Origin of the sequence: Enterobacter sp. BNK-18, from assembly GCF_047456135.1 — a bacterium.
Taxonomy (GTDB): Bacteria; Pseudomonadota; Gammaproteobacteria; order Enterobacterales; family Enterobacteriaceae; genus Enterobacter; species Enterobacter ludwigii.
On sequence record NZ_CP179899.1, the window covers coordinates 1,459,008 to 1,480,105 of the forward strand.

The following is a 21,098-nucleotide window of genomic DNA, read 5'->3' on the forward strand; positions in this document are numbered from 1 at the left end:
CTGAATGAAAAGTCAGAGATAAATGCATCGGCGTCTGAATTATCATTGATTATAAAAACCGACCTCTGTTTATCCCGTGACGGGCTGATGACATTTCTGTCACTGGGCCATACGGGGAATAACCCTCTCCCCCATACGCATAAAAAAGGACACTCCAGCGTGTCCTTTTAATATCGTCGCGCGTTTATTTATGTCTTCGCAGCCAGATTAATTTGTAGGCGGCCGGAATAATGAACAGGGATAACAGCGGAGCCGTAATCATTCCTCCAATCATCGGCGCGGCTATCCGACTCATGACTTCTGAGCCCGCACCGGTTCCCCAGAGGATGGGCAACAGACCGGCAATGATAACCGCTACGGTCATTGCTTTCGGTCTCACGCGGAGTACCGCCCCCTGATAAAGGGCTTCATCGAGCCCTTCCGCGGTAAAGGTTTCCCGCTGGGCAAGCGCCGGATGGGCTTCAATGGCATGACGCAAGTACATCAGCATCACCACGCCAAACTCTGCTGCCACCCCGGCCAGGGCAATAAAGCCGGTTCCGGTCGCCACGGACATATGGAAGCCCTGCCAGTACAGGAACCAAATTCCGCCGACCAGGGCGAATGGCAGACTCATCAGAATAAGCAGTGCCTCATCAACACGACGGAATGCCAGATATAACAAAATGAATATGATCATTACCGTCATCGGCACCATCAGTTTCAGTTTTTTATTGGCGTGCTCCAGCAATTCAAACTGTCCGGAGAAAGAGACACTGGTGCCCGGTCTTAATTTTACGTGCTGGCTGATAGCGGTTTTAATGTCGTTCACAACCGACACCATATCCCTGCCACGGGCATCAATATAAATCCAGCTGGCAGGACGGGCATTTTCCGTTTTCAGCATGGTAGGTCCGGAAACGACACGAATATCAGCGACATCGCCCAGGGTAATTTGCTGTTTCATGGGCGTCAGAATGGGCATCTGTTTCAGTGCCTGTGGGCTGTTTCGGTAATCCTGAGGGTAGCGGATATTGATCGGGTAACGGGCTACGCCCTCAACCGTCTCGCCGGTTGTTGCGCCACCGATGGCTGATGAGACAAACAGCTGCACATCACCCACCGTCATTCCGTATCGGGAGGCTTTCTCCCGGTTGATATCCACATCGATGTAGCGTCCGCCTTCCAGACGTTCTGCCAGTGCTGAAACCACGCCCGGCACGGTTTTAGCCACCGCTTCGATACGTTGTGCAGTGGCATCAATATCAGACAAAACGGTGCCAGACACCTTGATACCGATTGGGCTTTTAATGCCGGTGGAGAGCATATCTATACGGTTACGGATCGGCGGTACCCAGAGGTTAGCCAGGCCGGGCAAACGCACGGTCTTATCCAGCTCATCAACGATCTTGTCAATCGTCATTCCTGGTCGCCACTGATCTTCAGGTTTGAGCTGAAGGGTGGTTTCGACCATTTCCAGTGGCGCGGAGTCGGTCGCCGTTTCGGCCTTACCGGTCTTACCAAATACGGACGCCACTTCAGGGACGGTTTTGATTAATTTGTCTGTCGTCTGCAATAACGCGGCAGCTTCTGCCGGCGATACGCCAGGTAACGTTGAAGGCATGTACAGCAGGTCGCCCTCATTGATCTTTGGCAGAAATTCCCCCCCGACCTGACTCAGCGGCCATATGACCGTAAAAATAGTTAACGCCGCAATCAGCAAGGTCGTTTTCGGCCAGTGGAGCACGCGAAGCAATAACGGATGATAGGCATTAATCAGCAGTCGGTTCAGCGGGTTGCTGGTCTCCGCGGGGATTTTCCCTCTGATCCAGAACCCCATCAGTATAGGAATGACGATGATTGCCAGCGCGGCCGCGCCCGCCATGGCATACGTCTTCGTGAAGGCCAGCGGCCCAAACAGGCGCCCTTCCTGTCCCTCAAGCGTGAAAATGGGGATGAACGACAAGGTGATGATCAGCAGGCTGATAAACAGCGCCGGGCCCACTTCAACGGACGCATCGGTAATGACCTTCCAGCGGGTTGCGTTGTCTATCTGCTCCCCTGGGTGTTGATGATCCCACTCTTCCAGCCGTTTATGCGCATTTTCAATCATCACAATGGCGGCATCCACCATCGCCCCCACGGCAATGGCAATCCCGCCCAGAGACATAATATTGGCGTTTAGCCCCTGGAAATGCATGACGATAAAGGCAATGCACAGGCCAAGCGGCAGAGAAACGATCGCCACCAGCGCAGAGCGGATATGCCAGAGGAACAGCGCACAGACGATGGCTACCACGATAAACTCTTCAAGGAGTTTATTACTCAGGTTATCAATGGCGCGGTCAATTAACTGGCTGCGATCGTAGGTGGTCACCACCTCGACACCTTCTGGCAGGCTGGCTTTCAGCGTCTCCAGCTTGTCTTTCACTGCGGTAATGACTTCACGTGCGTTTTTCCCCGAGCGCAGGATCACGACGCCACCAGCAACTTCGCCCTGGCCGTTAAGTTCTGCAATGCCGCGCCGCATCTCCGGGCCCGTTTGCACGCGTGCCACATCGCGCAGATAAACCGGCACGCCGTTCTCGCCCGTTTTCAGGACGATATTATTGAAATCATCAATGGACTGAAGGTAACCGCTGGCGCGGACCATGTACTCCGCTTCCGCCATTTCAATGGATGATCCCCCTGCTTCCTGGTTAGATGATTCGAGAGCCTGTTTAACGTCGGGCAGCGTGACACCGTACTGCGCCAGCTTCAACGGGTTAACCTGAATCTGATACTGCTTAACCACGCCGCCTACTGACGCAACCTCCGCGACGTTAGAGATGGTTTTCAGTTCGAATTTCAGGAACCAGTCCTGAAGGGAACGCAGTTCTGCAAGATCGTGTTTTCCGCTGTGATCCACCAGGGCATATTCAAATATCCAGCCGACACCGGTGGCATCTGGTCCTATTTCTGAGCTTACACCGGCAGGCAATTTGCCCTGCACCTGATTCAGGTATTCCAGAACGCGTGAGCGGGCCCAGTAGAGGTCAGTACCGTCTTCAAAAATGACATAAACATAGGAGTCACCAAACTGGGAAAAACCACGCACGGTCTTTGCGCCGGGTACCGACAGCATGGTTGTCGTGAGCGGATACGTGACCTGATTTTCAACAATCTGCGGGGCCTGACCGGGATAGCTGGTTTTTATGATCACCTGTACATCAGAGAGATCGGGCAATGCATCCACAGGGGTATTGATGATAGTCCATGTTCCCCAGACGCTGAGAAACAAAGCGCCCATCATCACCAGGAAACGGTTGGCGACGGAGCGCCGGATAATCCATTCAATCATCATCGTCTCCTTAATGGCCCGAATGCACGTCGTCAGTTTTTTCAGGATGACGCATGCGCTCCAGCGCACCGCTAATATTGGCTTCGGAGTCAATCAGGAACAGACCGCTGACCACGACAGCATCGCCTTCGCTCAGTCCGCTGCCAATCGCGGACTGCTGCTGAGATTCATGCAGAACATGAATGCTTTTCGGCACAAAACGCCCTTCCGCATCGACCACAATCACCCGCTGTTCTTTGCCCGTATCAATCACGGCCTGGGATGGGATCAGCAGCATCTCCTGGCTCCTGGCGTTCAGTTTCAGGTAGGCGTTCATGCCGGGTTTCAGGCTTTCGTCTTGGTTGGAGACCTGCAAACGGACCTGCAGCGTGCGGGTAGTTTGATCCACGCTGGGGAGAATGTTCCATTTTTCAACGGCAAACGATTTATCCGGATACGCGGGCACTGAAATTTCAAACTGCGAGCTGTCTTTGAGAAGATACGCAATGGATTCCGGCACGGCCGCACTGATCCAGACCGGATCCATCCCCTGAATTTGTGCCACCACATTATCTTTGGTAATGTTCATGCCCGCGCGCAGGTTAAACGCCGTAATCACGCCATCTATAGGGGCCTTGATAGTAAAACGGGTCTGGATACTCCGGGTCGCACGCAGTCGTTGAACATCCTCTTCCGGCATGCCGGCAAGACGTAGTCGCTCCAGAACACCTTTTATCTGGGTTGGGGTTCCGCCGGTACCCGATAACAACAGGAACTCGCTTTGCGCTTCTACCCATTCCGGAATGGTGATATCGATAAGCGGCGTCCCTTTTTTAACATGATCGCCCACGGTCAGTGGGTACACTCTCTCAACGAAACCCTCAGAACGCGCCTGCACAATGACAAACTGATATTCGTTATAACTGACGTTGGCCGGTATGGTCTGGGCGTAATTCAGCGCTCCCCGCGTCACTTTCTGCGTTTTGAGTCCCAGGTTCTGAACCTGCGTCGGGTCAATACGAATACCCTCACTGCTTTTTTCGTCATTTTCATCGGCATATTTCGGCACCAGATCCATATCCATAAACGGAGACTTGCCGGGTTTATCAAACCGGGTATCCGGCTTCATCGGGTCATACCAGAAAAGAACTTTTCTCTCCGTCGTGGTCTGTTCTGTTTTTTCTGCGGGATGCACCGACTGCCAGGCGATAACTGAAATCAGCCCTCCTGCAATAAGGCTGCCGATGATGACGGCAGCAAACTTTATTCTTAAAGAGGCCATGCTTTTTCTCGCTATTTAATGCTCTTGAGTAAAGAGATATTGCCCTGCTGAACAAACGTAAAATTAACGTGGCTGCCGGCTTTTAAGGCGAGAATAGTTTCGTCTGCCTGGACAAAGGTGAAACGCATGGTCATGGCGGGCCAGCCAATCGCTGGAATAGCATCATGCGCGATAGTGATTTTTTTAGTGCTCAGATCAACCGCTTTCACCACGCCGGTTCCCGCGATAACCTGCTCTGGCGTGGCTTGTGCTGCTGTGCTCATCTCCCCGTGCTGATGTGTTTCAGCATGCAGGCCTGCAGAAAATATAACGGAGAGTGCACCCAGTACGACCGCGTTAAATAAACTGTTCATTTTTTGATTTCCTGATGGAGTAATTAAAAGGAATTACTCAACCCAACCGCCACCCAGCGCGGTGAATAAGTTAATTTCATTCACCTGTCGGGAATAGATAAGGTCGAGAATGGTTTGTTGTGTTGCAAAAAGAGAACGTTCAGCATCGAGCACTTCAATGTAACTGACCGCGCCACTGGAATATAAACCTCTGGCTCGCTGCAGGGTGATATGTAGCGAATCAAGATAACGCTGCTGGGCGTCGAGTTGCTGACTGATGCTGTCCCGCAATGCGAGCGCGTCGGCGACCTGTTTAAAAGCCGCCTGAATTTTTTGTTCGTAATTGACGATTGACTGCTGCTGGCGAATTTCAGCCAGTTTGAGGTTGGCTTTATTCCTTCCGGCATTAAAAACAGGAATGTCAATTTTCGGAATAAAATTCCACATCCCGCTTCCTGCGGTGAAGAGGCTGGATAATTCCGTACTGCTTGCTGAAAGCCCGCTGGTTAGCGTAATGGACGGGAAAAAGGCGGCGCGCGCCGCGCCAATATTGGCATCAGCCGCTTTCAGTTGATACTCCGCTTCCATAATGTCCGGGCGCTGAAGCAATATTTCTGACGGCAGACGAGGCGGCAGTTTGACGGGGGAAATCTCATCGACGCTGCCTCCTTTCTCTGCCGGCAGCGCGCGATAGGTTCCCAGAACCTGCTGCAGGGCATTATTGGCCTGAGCCAGCTCGCCTTCTCTTTTCGCTATTTCTGCACGGGTACTTTCAATCTGCCCCCGGGCCTGTTCAAGTGCCAGAACGTTGGTGCTGCCCGTTACCAGCTGTTGTTCAACAAAAGCCCAGGATTGTTGATAGTTCTTTAGCGTATCGCGGGCAATACGACGTTGTTTGTAGGCCAGTTGCTGGCTGAAATAGCTCTGCGACACGCTGGAGACAAGCAGGATATGCACGGCACGGCGAGCCTCCTCGCTGGCAAAATAGTTCTGTCTGTCAGCATCACTCATATTCCTGAGTTTGCCGAAGAAATCGAGTTCGTAACTGAGGTTCAACCCTGCGTCGTACTGCTGTGTGGTCGGCTTGTCCGTTTTCAGCCCACCGCTGTAGGTTACACCTGACGAGGCATTCACCTGCGGATACCGGTCGGCATCCGTCACGTTGAACTGCGCACGCGCCTCTTCAACCTTGAGGGCGGCCATTTTTAAATCACGGTTGTTATTCAGGGCTTCGGCGATCAGTGCTGCGACCTGAGGATCGGTAAAAAAGCTACGCCATCCGCTGTCGTGATACCCCGCCACCACCGGCGTGAGGCTATTTCGGGATAACGAGAACTGCTGCGGAACCGGTGCTGGCGGACGCGCATATTCTGGTGCCAGCGAGACGCAGCCCGCCAGGAAAAATATTGTGCTAATGCTAAGTCGTTTTAATGTGCACATCACGCTTCTCGTCCAGGCAGGCCTGGTAAATGTTTCAAATGAAGTCCAGAGTATTAACAGGGTTACTCTACAGCGTGCTTCCTGTTTGCCTGGTGACAGGATAATGACAATGTTGTCATTCTTAACGTAAGTCATTGATAACGGTTTGAGGCTCTCTAGAATGTCCAGAGCAGCCAGTCAGGGGAGCAAGATGAAAATACTGATCGTTGAAGACGAGATAAAAACCGGGGAGTACCTCAGCAAGGGGCTGACTGAGGCGGGGTTTGTGGTGGACCACGCTGACAATGGCCTGACCGGATGTCATCTCGCCATGACCGCCGAGTATGACCTCCTGATTCTGGATATCATGCTTCCCGACGTGAACGGCTGGGATATCATCCGCATGCTACGTTCTGCCGGGAAGGGAATGCCGGTTCTGTTACTCTCAGCCCTTGGCACTATTGAACACCGGGTGAAGGGTCTTGAACTGGGCGCGGATGATTACCTGATCAAACCCTTTGCCTTTGCGGAGCTTCTCGCCCGCGTCAGGACGCTTCTGCGACGGGGCAATACGGTGATCACTGAAAGCCAGTTTCAGGTGGCTGATCTGATGATTGATCTCGTGTCCAGAAAGGTGAGCCGCGCGGGGAATCGCATCCTGCTGACCAGCAAAGAGTTCAGCCTGCTGGAGTTTTTTATGCGACACCAGGGGGAAGTGCTGCCCCGCTCCCTGATTGCATCCCAGGTCTGGGACATGAATTTTGACAGTGACACCAACGCGATTGATGTCGCCGTCAAACGGCTTCGCGCGAAAATAGACAATGATTATGAGCCGAAGTTGATCCAGACGGTCCGCGGCGTGGGGTACATGCTGGAGGCACCGGATGCGCGTTAAATTACCCGGACGCCCTTTTTCATTAGCCCTGAGGCTGACGTTTTTTATCAGCCTCTCCACGATACTGGCATTTTTCGCCTTCACCTGGTTTATGCTGCACTCCGTTGAAAAGCATTTTGCCGAGCAGGATATCAACGATCTGCAGCAAATCAGTACCGCGATGCACCGTATCCTGCAGTCCCCGGCAGATCCGGACGAGAAGAAAATCAGTAAAATCAAAGAGTCAATTGCCAGCTATCGCAACGTTGCGGTTCTGCTTCTCGACGCGCGTGGAGAGGTGTTGTTCAGTACGGCGCAGGGGGCAGCGTTACGCCCTGCCGTGAACACGGCGGCGTTCAGCACGCACAGTCGGGCACGGGATGTGTTTCTCTGGACGGTAGATGCCCCCACCCTGCAGAGTCATTCCGGCGCTGAGATGAAAAGTGACACGTACCGGATTATCGCCTCGTCAGGCACGGCAACGCTGCAGGGAAAAGCGCAGAATTACGTTATGCTGATCGGGCTTTCAATTAATTTCCACCTCCATTACCTCGATGCGCTGAAAAAGAACCTGATTGCGATTGCCGTGGTGATCAGCCTGCTGATTATTCTTATCATTCGAATCGCGGTCCGTCAGGGACACCTGCCGCTGCGTAACGTCAGCAATGCCATTAAAAATATCACCTCTGAAAATCTCGATGCGAGGCTGGAACCGTCGCGCGTTCCGGTTGAACTGGAGCAACTGGTGATTTCGTTCAACCATATGATTGAAAAGATTGAAGATGTGTTCACCCGCCAGGCGAATTTTTCTGCCGATATCGCCCACGAAATCAGAACCCCCATCACCAATCTGGTGACCCAGACTGAAATCGCACTCAGCCAGAACCGGACGCCGAAAGAGCTGGAAGATATCCTCTACTCCAGCCTTGAAGAGTATAACCGGATGACCCGGATGGTCAGCGATATGCTGTTCCTGGCGCAGGCGGATAACAATCAGCTGATCCCGGACAGGGTGATGTTTGATTTAAGCGCGGAGGTCATTAAAGTCTTTGATTTCTTCGAGGCCTGGGCGGAAGAACGTCATATCACGCTGACGTTTCACGGGATGCCCTGCCTGATCGAAGGCGATCCGCAGATGTTCAGACGCGCAATCAACAACCTGTTATCCAATGCCCTGCGCTATACGCCGGAAGGCAAGACGGTAACCGTCTCAATCGCCGAACGGGAAAACGATTTTGAGCTGATGATTGCCAACCCCGGGAAACCTGTCCCGCAAGAACATCTACCCAGGCTGTTTGACCGTTTTTACCGGGTGGATCCTTCCAGGCAGCGAAAAGGCGAAGGCAGCGGGATTGGTCTTGCCATTGTGAAGTCAATTGTCACCGCGCATCATGGCAAAGTCCGCGTCGAATCGGATGCTCAGTCGACGCGCTTTATCTTGTCCGTGCCTAAGCGGGTTACCCAGTACTGAGTGGTTGCTGCACAGCCCGACACACGTCCAGCACTTTCTCTCTCAGCCAGCGGTGCCCCGGATCCCTTTCCATTCGCGGGTGCCACATCTGCGATACCGTAATGGTTCGGGTTTTAAACGGCAGTTCAAAGACATGCACACTCTGCGCCATCGGCTGGTTCAGCAGATACAATGCCGGAACCATGGCGATCAGATCGGACGCCAGCGCCACGGATAGCGCCGTCGGGAAACCGGGCACGACGCTGGCAATTTTGCGCTTCATCCCCACTTCTGCCAGCGCATCGTCGACAAAGCCGTGTAGCGACCCGTCGGGCGCGGCAACCACGTGGCCCCAGGAAACATAATCGTGAAGGCTGACCGTGGGGTGTGCCGCCAGCGGATGTCCCTTACGCACCGCGGCAATGAACCGATCCTGAAACAATCGCTGCAGGCGTATTTCAGGTCCCATGTTGCTCTGCACGCCAATTTCCAGGTCAACCAGCCCTTCCCGCAGATAGCGTGACGTTTTCTCAGGCTTCGGCGAGAACCGTATACACACATCGGGCGCAGCTTCGGCCACGGCGGCAATCAGCAATGGGCCAAATGCAACCACAAAACCATCATTGGCTCTGATGGTGAACAGTCGCTCGAGGTTTTCCACCTTCAGCGTTTCAGTGGAGGGCTGCAGTACGGCTCTTGCCTCATACACGGCGCCTCTGGCTCGCTCCCGGGTGGCCTCGGCCCAGGGTGTCAGCACCATATTACGCCCTGCCCGCACCAGGATCGGGTCGCCGGTCACCTCTCGCAGCCGGCTCAGGGTACGGCTCATGGCTGACGTACTCAGGTTTAAACGCCGCGCAGCACCCGCCACGCTGGCTTCGGCCAGCAGGACGTCGAGGGCGACAAGCAAATTAAAATCCGGATCGGACATGATGCATCCTCAGATAAGGCGTTGTATGCAACTGAACAGTGCAACTGCTGCGTCTTCCGCCTTGTATATCCCATGATTATAGTTTCGTCATCAACATTCTTTCCGGAGTTACGACGATGACGCTATTTTCAAACCAGCCCGGCGACGAAGGATTGCCCGGCCATGAACGCGCCCGGGTGATGGCCGCGGTAATGACCACCACGCTGATGGGCGTTTTTGATGGCACCATGATCAACATCGCCTTGCCTTCGATGGCCAGCGCGATGCAGGTGCCCGCGAATGTGGCCGTCTGGTTCGCCAATGGGTATCTGTTGTCCGCGGCCATGACTCTGGCCATCTTCGCTGCCCTGGCGGCCCGCGTTGGCTACCGCCCGGTGTTTCTGACCGGACTTGCCGTCTTTACACTCACCTCGCTCGGCTGCGCGCTGGCCCGCACCCCGGACATGCTGATCGGGATGCGGATTTTGCAGGGGATTGGCGGGGCGGCCACACTGAGTATTGCCCCAGCGATACTGCGCGCCGTCTTCCCCGGTCGACTGCTTGGCCGCATTCTGGGACTGCACGCCCTGCTTATCGCCTCCAGCACGGCCATTGCACCCGTACTGGGCGGGACGATCCTGGACGTACTGCGCTGGCAGTGGTTATTCGCCATTAACCTTGTTCCCGGAACGATTGCCCTGCTGTTGGCCTGGAAGGCATTACCACGACAACCGGCTTCAGATCACTCTCCGTTCGATGCCCCGGGGGCACTGCTCTCCGCGGTCCTGTTGGGGGCGATGATCATGACGGCCAACAGTTTCCAGCATGCTTCGCACCACATCAGCCACGAGGCCATCAGTTGGGCGCTGCTCGACACGATTAGCGCCATCACCTTTGTCTGGCATATTCGCCGCGCCCGAAGCCCCATACTGCCTCCCGTTATTTTCCACAACGGACGCTTTACGCTCGCCGCGCTCACGTCGCTGGCCTCGTTTGTGAGCCAGGGCATCACCTTTATCGCCCTGCCGTTCCTGTTTCAGAGCGTATATGGCTACAGTCCGGTAGTCTCCGCGCTGCTGTTCACGCCCTGGCCGATAGGTATCGTACTGATTGCGCCGCATGCGGGCCGCTGGGCAGACACAATTTCAGCCCCGCTGATATCTACCCTCGGGCTATTCGTGTTTGTGGTGGGGTTGATCCTGCTCGCGACACTGCCCGCCAGCCCTTCCGCATGGAATATCTGCCTGCGAAGCCTGGTGTGCGGGATTGGTTTTGGCTGTTTCCAGAGTCCCAATAACCGGGAAATGCTCTCTAACGTGGTGCGGGAGTATGCCAGCTACGCATCCGGCGTACTGGCTATCGTGCGGACGTTTGGACAATGCCTGGGGGCTGCCGTGGTCGGCGTTCTGCTGGCCACAACGCAGAATCAGCCGGCCTTTGACGATCGGGCCGTTCATTATTCACTGTGGATTGCGGTCATTGCTTCGGCGGTTTCTGTCATGTTTAGCGTGAGCCGGCTGCGCGCCACGCGTCAGGCTACGGCATAAACACGGTGCAGCGCACTACGCGCTGCACCTGTGATTTACTCCAGCGCCAGCAGCGCAAAACTCGCCAGCCAGTGTCCACCGCTGTAGTGGCTGCCCACCACATGCTCGACGCTTGCCGTCAGATGTCGGTTGACTGCCTCGCGCAACGCCTGTTGTCCCGGATGGTTATCCGGCAGCGCGCGGGCAATATGCTTCATGCACCAGGCGCGGCTGAGGTTTAACCCATCCAGATGGGCAATTTTCGGGTCGGTACGATCGCTCACTTCTGCCGGGTGCATCAGGGCCGAAACAGACCCCACATCAGGAAGAAAGGCGTCAAACCACGTCGGGAAATGCTCCGCCACCTTACTCATCAACAGCGCTTCCGTCAGCGCGCCGGAAATGTACTCATCACCACCCGGTTCATAGTGAGCCGGGTAATGCGTGTCAGCCAGATAAAAGCGCGTCGCCGCCGTCAGAATAGCCTGTTCAAGGGCGTTATCCTGCACTTCACGGGCGTAATCAATCCCCAGCGCCAGGGCAAAAGCGGTGTTGTAATGCGTGCCGACACGGATCGGATAGGTGAGTTTGCTGAGGTAATCCACCAGCCTGTCGCGAATGTCCTGCGTTAACGGCTGCAGTGTCTGATACCAGCTGGCGGCCTGAGGTAACGCGGATTGCTTCAGCTCCTGTGCCAGCGCCAGAAGCCAGCCGTAGCCATAAGGGCGCTCGAACGAGGCGCGAAACGGTGCATTGAAATAGGCCAGCTCTTTCGCCACCTTCTCCTGCGTGATGTGTTCATCAAACAGGGCGACAATTTCATCCCGGCACGACAGTTCAGGGTAAAGCCGCACGCAGCGCAGCAGCAGCCAGTAGCCGTGCACCGCCGAGTGCCAGTCGAAGCAGCCATAAAAAATGGGGTGCAGTTCGCGGGGTGGCAGGACATCACCATCATCATTAAGCAGGTGCATAATGTGGTTCGGATATTCCTGGCGTAAATAGGTCAAAGGCATGCGGGCAAACGCGTCGGCCTGGTGTTGCGTTAATTCCATATCAGCTCCTTAGATCGTTGCCGCGCTTAGCGAAAAACGAGGAAATACATTAAGAACACGTTGACCACCAGCAGGGTTAACGCCGTTGGGATCTGGATCTTGATCACCTGGTACTTATCTTTAAGCTCCAGCAGCGCGGCCGGAACGATATTAAAGTTGGCCGCCATCGGCGTCATCAGCGTGCCGCAATAGCCCGCGTACATGCCAATCGCCAGCAGCGGTGCCGGGTTACCATGATGAACGTTAATCAGGAACGGCAAGGCGATACCGGCGCTGAGCACCGGGAATGCCGCGAAGGCGTTGCCCATGATCATGGTGAAAAGCGCCATGCCCACGCAGTAAATCACCACCAGCATGAACCGGCTGTCGGGGTTCACAAACAGGCTTACGACCTTCTGGACTGACTCGCCGGTGTTCGCCACCACAAATACCCCGCCCAGCATGGCCAGCATCTGTGGCAAAATCACCGCCCAGCCAATGGTGTCGACCAGGCGTCGGGACTGGCGAATAGCCTGCAATGGCGTGCCTTTTGTCAGCCACCAGCCGGTCAGGATCGCCGCCACACAGGCGACGCACAGTGCCGCCAGCGTGAGCTGTTTCTGGTCAAGAAGGAATACGCCCCCTATCGACACCCCTTTCAGGAATAATGTCCCGATCACCGTAACCACCGGAATCATCAGCGCAGGCAGGAACAGCCAGTTTTTCAGCCGCGTTGACGAGGCTTCGCGCTCGGCATCGGTAGCCATTTTATAATGCCCCTTCCCGACCAGACCAAAGCCCGCCAGCAGAGCAATCACAATGACGCAGCCGCCGATAATTCGATAAGCAAGGGATTTGCCCAGCTCCTGCACCATCAGGTCGCCAAACAGGAAGATCCCGCCGAACAGGAACCAGAACAGCGCGGTGGTAAAACGTTTAGGATTCGCGCGATCGCGCAGGGTCATCACGACCAGCAGCATCACGACAAAGCCGATCAGGTAATACACGCGGTTAATGGTGATCAGGGTCATCATGGCACGACCTCCTGTGTACCCTGCTCAGCGCGCCAGGACATAACGTCACGACGGATGCTGGCATCCAGACGCAACAGGCGCGTCATATGAATAATCAATGCCGCGATGGCGGTCGGAATGGCCCACAGGCCGATATGCAACGGTTCAATGCCCTGTATCCCATTCTCTTTCAGGAAAGCGTCTATCAGCAGCACCGCGCCAAACGCGATAAAAATATCTTCGCCAAAGAAAACCGCAATGTTGTCGCACGCCGCGGCATGCGCTTTGATCTTGTCCCGGATATGTTGCGGCAGTTCACCATACTCATTGAGCGCTGCGCCTTCGGCCATCGGTGCCAGCAGCGGACGAACGGTCTGAGCATGCCCACCCAGCGACATCAATCCCAGCGCGGCCGTCCCTTCACGCGCCACAAAATAGAGCATCAGAATACGTGCCGAGGTGGCGCTGGCAATCTTTGCCACCCACGCCTGCGCCCGCTCTTTCAACCCGTAATATTCCAGCAGGCCAATAACCGGCAGGATCAGAATAAAGGTCGCCAGGGAACGACTGTTGACGAACTTCTCGCCAAAGGTCTCCAGCAACATCCCAAAATCCATGCCAACCAGCAGTCCGGTAGCCAGCCCCGCTACCACAACCACCAGTAGCGGGTTGAAACGCAGAGCAAAACCAATAACCACCACCGGTATACCGATGAGCGGCAACAGTGTCGAACCGTCCATAAACGTTTACCCTATCCAAAGTGAGCGTTGCGCGCCGGCGGCTATTTTTTTAATACTTCGCATCATGGCGAAGCGGGATGCAGTGCGGCGCGCGATGTTGTGTTTTGCGTCAGGCTCCGCAGAACCTGCACTAAAAAGCTATATCTGAACCACAAAAACATGTAAACAATTTATCAATAAAATGTTCTTATTTTATCGATGAGTTTACATTTCCGGGCCAACGTCACCCCCCGTAAGGAACGTTATGACTGCAAAGAAGAGTGCTGGATCATCAAATCACGACGATATAACCGATGGCCGTATCGTGTCCTCTCGCCATCTGGTATCGGAACGTTGCGCGGAATTATCAGAGCTGGAGTACGCGTTGATCATGACCAGCAACGCGTTTAACAAATGGATGGTGCGCTGCATGACCGCCGCCGGTGAGCCAGATATGGGCGCTTTTGATGTCTCGCTTCTGCATCACGTGAACCACCGCGATCGCAAGAAAAAGCTGGCCGACATCTGTTTTGTCCTGAACGTGGAAGATACCCATGTGGTGACGTATGCACTGAAGAAGCTGGTCAAGGCGGGCTACGTGACGAGTGAAAAAGCCGGAAAAGAGCTCTATTTCTCAACGACGGAGGAAGGGAAAGCGCTATGCATGAAATACCGAGACGTGCGGGAAGCGTGCCTGATCAATATCCATGCGGAGAGCGGGATTTCCGGAGCGTCTATTGGTGACACCGCCCAGCTGCTCCGGACCATATCTTCCCTGTATGACACCGCCGCGCGGGCGGCGGCATCACTGTAGTTAAGGGCGTCTGAAAAGCGAAATACTTCGTCCGGCCAGATTATATTCCACGGCTTTGGTGATGACCGTCCCGGGGACAACGTCATCCGCCGTGGAGAGTTCCAGTACCCAGCCTCCTTCGCCAAACTGGGGGATCTGGAACGGCACGGTGCCTTCAAACGGGTTAAACAGCATCAGCACATCGTGCCAGAGGCCCGGCTCCTGTCTGAGGTCCGGTCTGCTGATGGATACGCCGAGGGTGGAACCTTCATCCCACTGCTCATCCTGCTGCGGGCCGCCGCCGGCGTTAAACCAGCGGATCTCAAGCCCGTCGCGCCAGCTTTCACGCCGCAGCAACGGCTGTTTCGCGCGAAGGGCAATCAGATGGCGGGTAAAGTCGCGCAAGGCGGTGTCGTTTTCCGATAACCCCTTCCAGTCGATCCAGGAGATCTCGCTGTCCTGGCAATACCCGTTATTGTTCCCCTTTTGCGTACGGCCAAACTCGTCCCCGGCCAGCAGCATTGGCGTGCCGTGAGAGAACAACAGCGTGGTGAGGAAATTACGCTTCTGCCGCTCCCGGGTAGCGATAATATCCGGATTCTCTGTCGGCCCTTCCTCTCCGTAGTTATACGACCGGTTATCGTTATGCCCGTCGTTATTGTCTTCACCATTGTCGGCATTATGCTTTTCGTTGTAAGACACCAGGTCATTCAACGTAAAGCCGTCGTGGGCGGTGATAAAGTTGATGCTGGCCCACGGACGGCGTCCGCGCAGGTCGTACAAGTCACCGGAACCGAGCAGGCGCGCGGCGAAGTCGTTAGACACGTTATCGCCCTTCCAGTACTCACGTACGGTATCGCGGTATTTGTCGTTCCACTCCCCCCAGCCTGGCGGGAAGCCGCCGACCTGATAACCACCGGGGCCGATATCCCAGGGCTCACCAATCAGCTTCAGACGGGATAACACCGGATCCTGCGTGACGGCATCGAAAAAGCCACCGCGCGGATCAAAGCCTTCGGGCTCACGGCCCAGAATTGTCCCGAGGTCGAAACGGAAACCGTCAATATGCATCGATTCGGCCCAGTAGCGCAGTGAATCCATCACCATCTGCAGCACTCTCGGGTGGGAGGTATTCACCGTATTCCCCGTGCCGGTGTCGTTAATGTAATACCGGTGTTGATCGGGTAAGGTGCGGTAATAGCTGAAGTTATCGATGCCCTTAAACGACAGCGTTGGGCCGAGCTCATTGCCTTCTGCCGTGTGGTTATAGACAACATCGAGGATCACCTCGATGCCTGCGTCATGATAGGCGCGCACCATATCGCGAAAACCCTGGATCCCCGCCGGACCGTAATAGCGTGACGCCGGTGCAAAGAAGCCGAGCGTGTTGTAGCCCCAGAAGTTTTTCAGCCCCCTGTCGAGCAGGTGTTGATCGTCCGGGAACCAGTGAACCGGAAGCAGTTCAACCGAGGTGATGCCAAGGCTTTTGATGTAATCGACCGAGGCTTTGTGTCCCATCCCTTCAAACGTACCGCGCAGTTCAGGCGGAATCGCCGGGTTAAGCTGGGTAAAGCCCTTCACGTGGCTCTCATACACAACGGTATTCGGCCACGGAATGGTTGGCCGGTTATCATCCTGCCAGTCAAAAGCATTGGGGTCGATGACCTTGCATTTTGGCGTGAACGGCGCGCTGTCGCGGGTATCAAAACTGAGGTCGAGATCGTCATGACCCAGCTCATAGCCGAAATGGGCGTCGTTCCAGTCGATATCGCCCACCAGTTCACGGGCATACGGATCGATAAGCAGTTTATTGGGGTTGAAGCGATGCCCGTTTTCCGGGTCATAGGGGCCGTAAACACGATAGCCGTACAGCGCGCCAGGCTTCAGATCCGGCACATAGCCGTGCCACACTTCATGGGTATATTCCGGCAGCTCCAGCCGGGCGATTTCGGTTTTTCCTGAAGGGTCAAACAGACAGAGCTCAACCCGCTCCGCATGTGCTGAAAACAGCGCAAAGTTGACCCCCTTCCCGTCATAATTTGCGCCTTGCTGCTGGCCATGACCGGCCCGAATTTCAAACGTATTATCCTTTGGCATTTTTTGTTCTCCACGATCATTCGCAGGTAAGCAGAACCATTAAGCATCCCGTTTCAGACGTTACATCCAGCGTCTCTTGCAGAACCCGGCTTTCACCGGTGAACAGATCCCGGTAGCGTTTTCCTGCCAGCGCATCGGGTATAGCAATAGTGGTATTGGCCCACAGTGCTTCATGGGTTGTCACGTCGAAGACCAGCCGCGGCACGGCAACAATCAGCGCCTCCTCGTCTTTCACGCGTGCATAAACAATCAGGTTCTCTGCCCGCTCGCCGCTCACCTTCAACGGCAGCCAGTCACCGTAATGGAATAGCGCGGCATAATGCGGACGAAGCCGTAACAGCGTGGCGGTGACATATTGCTTAACGCTTCCGTCTCGCCAGCATTCCGGGCGGGCAAACACCCCGGCATCCGCCGTGCTGAGATGGTGCACCAGCGCGGGGAAATCCGGTTCCCGTCGGTTATCCGGGTCGACAAGGCTAAAGTTAAGCGCTTCGCAGCCCTGATAGATGTCCGGTACCCCGGGTGCGGTGAGTTTGATCACCGTCTGGCTGAGGCTGTTCATCAGCCCGGCACGGATAAAGGGCTGCATCGCCTCACTGAAATCCTTCAGGAACAGCGTGTTGTCCGGTGAAAGCAGATGCCGGGCATAGCTCAACACCACGCTCTCATAGCTTTCGTTGCTGTCTATCCAGTCTGTGCGTTGTTTGGCTTCGCGCAGCGCTTTCTCCAGGAAGCCGAGGAAGCGCTCTTCGAGTGATTTCAGCCCGTCGACATCGTCAGGTGACAGCGTGGCGGGCCAGACGCCGGCCAGAGCCTGATAAATCATCCAGGTATCGGCAGCGTTCGGCGCGGTACCGTCGCTCAGAAAACGCACGTGGGTTTGATTCATCTGCCGCCAGCGGGCCAGATTTTCGCCCCACTGTTCCGGCGCTTCCGTCAGCGTATAGAGGCGTGCCCGGGCATCTTCACCGCGCTTCGTGTCATGGGTGGATGTCCCGAGTAAGGCGTCAGGCTGGCGGGCAAGACGGATGCGCATTTCCTGATGAAAACGCGATAGCGAAAAGGCACGCGGCGTCGGGTCTGCCCCCACTTCGTTAAGCGCCAGCTCAAGGTTATGGCGAAAGAACAGCGTATCTTCCACGGATTTCGCCATCAGTGGCCCGGTGAGTTGCTGGAAGCGGGTTCTGAAACGTGCCGCGTCGTCGTGGCAATTTTCAGGAAGATCGCCGGTGAGAATGCACACGATCAGGCTCAGGGCCGCTTCAGAGGTGTTAACGCTTGCGACAACGCGATTGAGCAGCGCCACGTCAGAGGCGGTTAAACCTTCACGGGTGCCGTAGGTCCGATACACCGGAAACGCGATCAGCAGCTCGCGCAACGCATGGTGGATTTCGTCGGGTTGCAGTTCAACCGCATTGCGTCGGGCAAGATCGGTGGCGATAGTTAACAGGGTAGTGAATTCGCCCTCGAAATTGCGATCGGTCATCAGCCCTTTGGCATCCCGTAACGCTGCAAACCGATCAACGGTTTCCCCGAGCGTGTCGTCATGGATTTTCTCCAGGCGGTCAAGGCGGCTGTCGTCCACCAGAACTTCCGCCAGCGAGGCAATAAACTCGTACCCCGTGGTGCCGGAGACTGGCCATTCGACGGGCAGCTGTTCCCCCTTGGCGAGAATTTTTTCAACCGTGATGTAACACGCCGGTCCGGTTGCCTGTCGCAGACGCTGCAGATAGCCCAGCGGATCGGCCAGACCGTCGATATGGTCAATTCGCAGACCGTCAACGACGCCAGAATGAACCAGTTCAAGGATCAGTCGGTGTGTATCACTAAATACCGACGCGTCTTCAACCCGCACGCCCACCAGGCCGGTGATTTCAAAGAAACGCCGCCACGAGAGCTGTTTCGGGGCTTCACGCCAGGACATTAGCCTCCAGCTCTGGGCCTCGTGCAGCGCCGCAATGCTTTTACCCTCCACAAAGGTCCCGGGGTTAAGAGGATAGGCGGTATCGTAGTAGACCAGCGCGGCTTTGTCCGTGACAGGGTCACGTTTTAAAGCAATCGCACCCTTTTCAAGCTCCGCCTCAAAGGTGTCGCCCAGAAACGGCAGCGTAAGCGGCCGTGACCAGTCAATATCGAAATAGCGTGCGTAGCGGCTCTGTTTGCCATGCTCAATCACGTCTCGCCACCAGTGATTCTCCAGCGAGGTCGACATGTGGTTAGGCACAATATCCAGTATCAAGCCCATTCCCGCCTGCCTGAGCGCGGCCACCATACGGTCGAATCCTTCTCGTCCGCCAATGGCGGGGTCAATTTCATTCGGGTCGGTCACGTCATAGCCGTGCGTAGAGCCGGTCGTGGCGGTGAACACAGGTGAGGCGTAAAGATGGCTGATGCCGAGATCTTTCATATACGGCACCAGTTCCACGACACGGTCAAACGTCATGCCGTTACGGAACTGAATACGGTAGGTCGCGGAAGGGATCATAACGATGCTTCTCCATCAGCAAAGCGAACAACAATACTGTTCGGCGGTAACACCTCGTTCACCTCCGGCCAGCTAAAGAGCGTTTCTCCTGCCAGTGCAGGCACATCAACAGCCTTATTGCCGGTATTGAACGCCAGAGACAACGTTCCGGTCGGGAATCGCCAGCTCACTGCAATCATGCCGGGTGCCGTCCTGATGACCTTGCCCTCCACCGTGACGCCCTTTCGCAGTAACGGAACGATATGACGATGGCGCAACGTCAGCAGCGTTCGCGTGAAGCGAAGCCACGTTTTACCGTCATCGGTGGCGACCTTATTCCAGTCAATTTTGGAGCGAATAAAGGTCTTCACGTCATTCGGATCGGGGACGGACGCATCGTGCCCGGCATGGCCGGTAAACTCTTTTGCGCGCCCTTCCCGCACTGCTTTGGCAAGCTCACCGTGAAAATCGGTAAAGAACAAAAACGGATTGGTTTCACCAAACTCTTCCCCCATAAACAGCAGCGGAATATGGGGCGAAAGCAACAGTGCAGCAAGCAACACCCGTGTTTTATCGGCCCCCGCGAGGGCGATCAGTCTCTCTCCCTGAGCGCGGTTGCCGGTTTGATCGTGGTTTTGAATAAAATCGACAAAAAACTGTGGCGGCTGCGTGTGACATTCCACGCCGCGCGATTTGCCGGTCTGGAGAGAAACCTCGCCCTGATAGACAAAACCTTCCGTCAGCGCACGGGCGAGTTTTTTCTCCGGTTCAAAGGCAAAATCCTGGTAGTACGCATGCGTTTCGCCGGTGGCAAAGACATGCGCGGCATTGTGAAAGTCATCGTTCCACTCCGCGGTAAAAAGCGGTGTCGCACCGTGTGCGTCACGCGGATGCAGGAAGATAACGTTACGGCTGTCTTCGGTGGTGAGATGGATCTGCCGCCCGGGGATAGCCTCGCGAATGCGTTCGGCAATCTCCTGCAGGATATGTTTATCCGATGCGTCTTTAATCTGGTCGATGGCATCAAACCGTAATCCATCAAGATGGTATTCCGTCAGCCAGAACAGCGGGGCTTCGGTAATGTATTGCCTGACTGGCTCAGCCTCGTAAGCAATCCCGTTGCCCCAGGGCGTCATCCGTTCCGCGTCGAAAAACGCGGGTGACAGCACAGGCAGATAATTGCCTTCCGGGCCGAAGTGGTTAAGCACAATATCCAGCACGACAGAAAGCCCAAGCCCATGCGCAGCATCGATAAAGGCGTGGAAGTCTTCTGGCGTGCCATAGGCAGAGTGCGGTGCATACAGCAATACCCCGTCATATCCCCAGCCGCGCGATCCGCCAAACTGTGAGACGGGCATGACTTCAATCTGGGTAATGCCAAGTTCAGCCAGGTAAGGCAGTTTTTCAATGGCGGCCCGGAAGGTGCCCTCCGGGGTAAAGGTGCCGATGTGCAGCTCGTAAATCACCGTGTCTTCCCACGGACGCCCTGCCCACTCCCGGTTGCCGGGCGGATACCGTCTGGCATCGATAACAACCGAGGGACCGTTAACATCCCCAGCCTGGGCGCGCGACGCCGGATCGGGTACGGCCATGCCGTTCTGCAAAACATACTGATATTCTGTGCCGTGCGTGACGCCGGGGACGTCAATCTGGAACCAGCCGCTGCCGACCGCCGTCATTGGCAAGTCGTTTTCTGCCAGACGTAGCGTAAGTTCTTTCTGTCCTTCTGCCCAGACGCGAAAACGTACAACGTCATTGGAAATAAACTCAGCACCCCAGTGTTTTTGAAATGTCCTGAATTCCATTCATTGTCCTCGAATGACCCACATTTTACGCGGAATGAAGTACAAGCTTAGTTCAGGATCAAAAGAGTGTTACGCCAGCGGTTTT

General features: G+C 55.4%; 15 protein-coding genes. 4 read left to right on the forward strand and 11 right to left on the reverse strand.

Annotated features, from left to right (window positions below; all coding sequences use genetic code 11):
• Positions 1 to 184: 184 nt before the first annotated feature.
• Genes silA through ACMGG3_RS06995 form a run of 4 tightly spaced genes read right to left on the reverse strand, consistent with a single transcriptional unit; the run spans position 185 to position 6,352 of the window.
• A complete protein-coding gene (silA, locus tag ACMGG3_RS06980; RefSeq protein ID WP_414149909.1) occupies positions 185 to 3,319 on the reverse strand; it encodes a Cu(+)/Ag(+) efflux RND transporter permease subunit SilA in 3,135 nt (1,044 codons plus the stop codon).
• A gap of 10 nt (positions 3,320 to 3,329) precedes the next feature.
• Positions 3,330 to 4,580, reverse strand: coding sequence for an efflux RND transporter periplasmic adaptor subunit (locus ACMGG3_RS06985; RefSeq protein WP_414149729.1), 1,251 nt, complete (start codon positions 4,578 to 4,580; stop codon positions 3,330 to 3,332).
• Between the two features lie 11 nt (positions 4,581 to 4,591).
• On the reverse strand, positions 4,592 to 4,933 hold the full coding sequence (cusF, locus tag ACMGG3_RS06990; protein ID WP_014170083.1) for a cation efflux system protein CusF: 342 nt from the start codon (positions 4,931 to 4,933) through the stop codon (positions 4,592 to 4,594).
• 33 nt (positions 4,934 to 4,966) lie between these two features.
• Positions 4,967 to 6,352 (reverse strand): efflux transporter outer membrane subunit, encoded by a 1,386-nt coding sequence (locus ACMGG3_RS06995; protein ID WP_176587219.1) that lies wholly within the window; start codon positions 6,350 to 6,352, stop codon positions 4,967 to 4,969.
• A gap of 190 nt (positions 6,353 to 6,542) precedes the next feature.
• Between ACMGG3_RS06995 and ACMGG3_RS07000 the strand changes: the two genes are divergently transcribed.
• Together ACMGG3_RS07000 and ACMGG3_RS07005 are read left to right on the forward strand one after the other, a co-directional pair.
• Positions 6,543 to 7,226 carry a copper/silver response regulator transcription factor gene (locus ACMGG3_RS07000; RefSeq protein ID WP_414149730.1) on the forward strand — a complete coding sequence of 228 codons (684 nt, stop codon included), beginning with the start codon at positions 6,543 to 6,545 and terminating at the stop codon, positions 7,224 to 7,226.
• Positions 7,216 to 8,676, forward strand: coding sequence for a Cu(+)/Ag(+) sensor histidine kinase (locus ACMGG3_RS07005; protein WP_414149731.1), 1,461 nt, complete (start codon positions 7,216 to 7,218; stop codon positions 8,674 to 8,676). Before ACMGG3_RS07000 ends, ACMGG3_RS07005 begins: the two co-directional genes overlap by 11 nt.
• Here ACMGG3_RS07005 and ACMGG3_RS07010 read toward each other — a convergent pair.
• The gene (locus ACMGG3_RS07010; protein ID WP_032680987.1) at positions 8,663 to 9,586 is read right to left on the reverse strand and encodes a LysR family transcriptional regulator; all 924 of its coding nucleotides are present in this window, start codon (positions 9,584 to 9,586) and stop codon (positions 8,663 to 8,665) included. The genes ACMGG3_RS07005 and ACMGG3_RS07010 overlap by 14 nt on opposite strands.
• Before the next feature lie 116 nt (positions 9,587 to 9,702).
• Between ACMGG3_RS07010 and ACMGG3_RS07015 the strand changes: the two genes are divergently transcribed.
• Positions 9,703 to 11,112, forward strand: coding sequence for an MFS transporter (locus tag ACMGG3_RS07015; RefSeq protein ID WP_414149732.1), 1,410 nt, complete (start codon positions 9,703 to 9,705; stop codon positions 11,110 to 11,112).
• Positions 11,113 to 11,147: 35 nt separating this feature from the next.
• Here ACMGG3_RS07015 and ACMGG3_RS07020 read toward each other — a convergent pair whose 3' ends face one another.
• Genes ACMGG3_RS07020 through ACMGG3_RS07030 form a run of 3 tightly spaced genes read right to left on the reverse strand, consistent with a single transcriptional unit; the run spans position 11,148 to position 13,875 of the window.
• On the reverse strand, positions 11,148 to 12,143 hold the full coding sequence (locus tag ACMGG3_RS07020; RefSeq protein ID WP_414149733.1) for a DUF2891 domain-containing protein: 996 nt from the start codon (positions 12,141 to 12,143) through the stop codon (positions 11,148 to 11,150).
• A gap of 26 nt (positions 12,144 to 12,169) precedes the next feature.
• A complete protein-coding gene (locus ACMGG3_RS07025) occupies positions 12,170 to 13,156 on the reverse strand; it encodes a DUF979 domain-containing protein (protein ID WP_014170090.1) in 987 nt (328 codons plus the stop codon).
• Entirely contained in the window at positions 13,153 to 13,875 is a 723-nt protein-coding gene (locus ACMGG3_RS07030) for a DUF969 domain-containing protein (RefSeq protein ID WP_138614005.1), read from the reverse strand. The genes ACMGG3_RS07025 and ACMGG3_RS07030 overlap by 4 nt, the downstream gene beginning before the upstream one ends.
• 244 nt (positions 13,876 to 14,119) lie before the next feature.
• Between ACMGG3_RS07030 and ACMGG3_RS07035 the strand changes: the two genes are divergently transcribed.
• Positions 14,120 to 14,668: a winged helix DNA-binding protein gene (locus ACMGG3_RS07035; protein ID WP_014170092.1), complete on the forward strand. Its 549-nt coding sequence runs from the start codon at positions 14,120 to 14,122 to the stop codon at positions 14,666 to 14,668.
• On the opposite strand, the gene glgX is transcribed toward ACMGG3_RS07035, so the two are convergent.
• The 3 genes from glgX to treZ are packed head-to-tail and all read right to left on the reverse strand — an operon-like array spanning position 14,669 to position 21,013.
• Positions 14,669 to 16,744 carry a glycogen debranching protein GlgX gene (gene glgX, locus ACMGG3_RS07040; RefSeq protein ID WP_049022553.1) on the reverse strand — a complete coding sequence of 692 codons (2,076 nt, stop codon included), beginning with the start codon at positions 16,742 to 16,744 and terminating at the stop codon, positions 14,669 to 14,671.
• 16 nt (positions 16,745 to 16,760) lie between these two features.
• On the reverse strand, positions 16,761 to 19,229 hold the full coding sequence (treY, locus tag ACMGG3_RS07045; protein WP_414149734.1) for a malto-oligosyltrehalose synthase: 2,469 nt from the start codon (positions 19,227 to 19,229) through the stop codon (positions 16,761 to 16,763).
• Complete coding sequence (gene treZ, locus ACMGG3_RS07050) at positions 19,226 to 21,013, reverse strand: malto-oligosyltrehalose trehalohydrolase (RefSeq protein WP_020884119.1); 1,788 nt, start codon at positions 21,011 to 21,013, stop codon at positions 19,226 to 19,228. Before treZ ends, treY begins: the two co-directional genes overlap by 4 nt.
• Between the last annotated feature and the right edge of the window lie 85 nt (positions 21,014 to 21,098).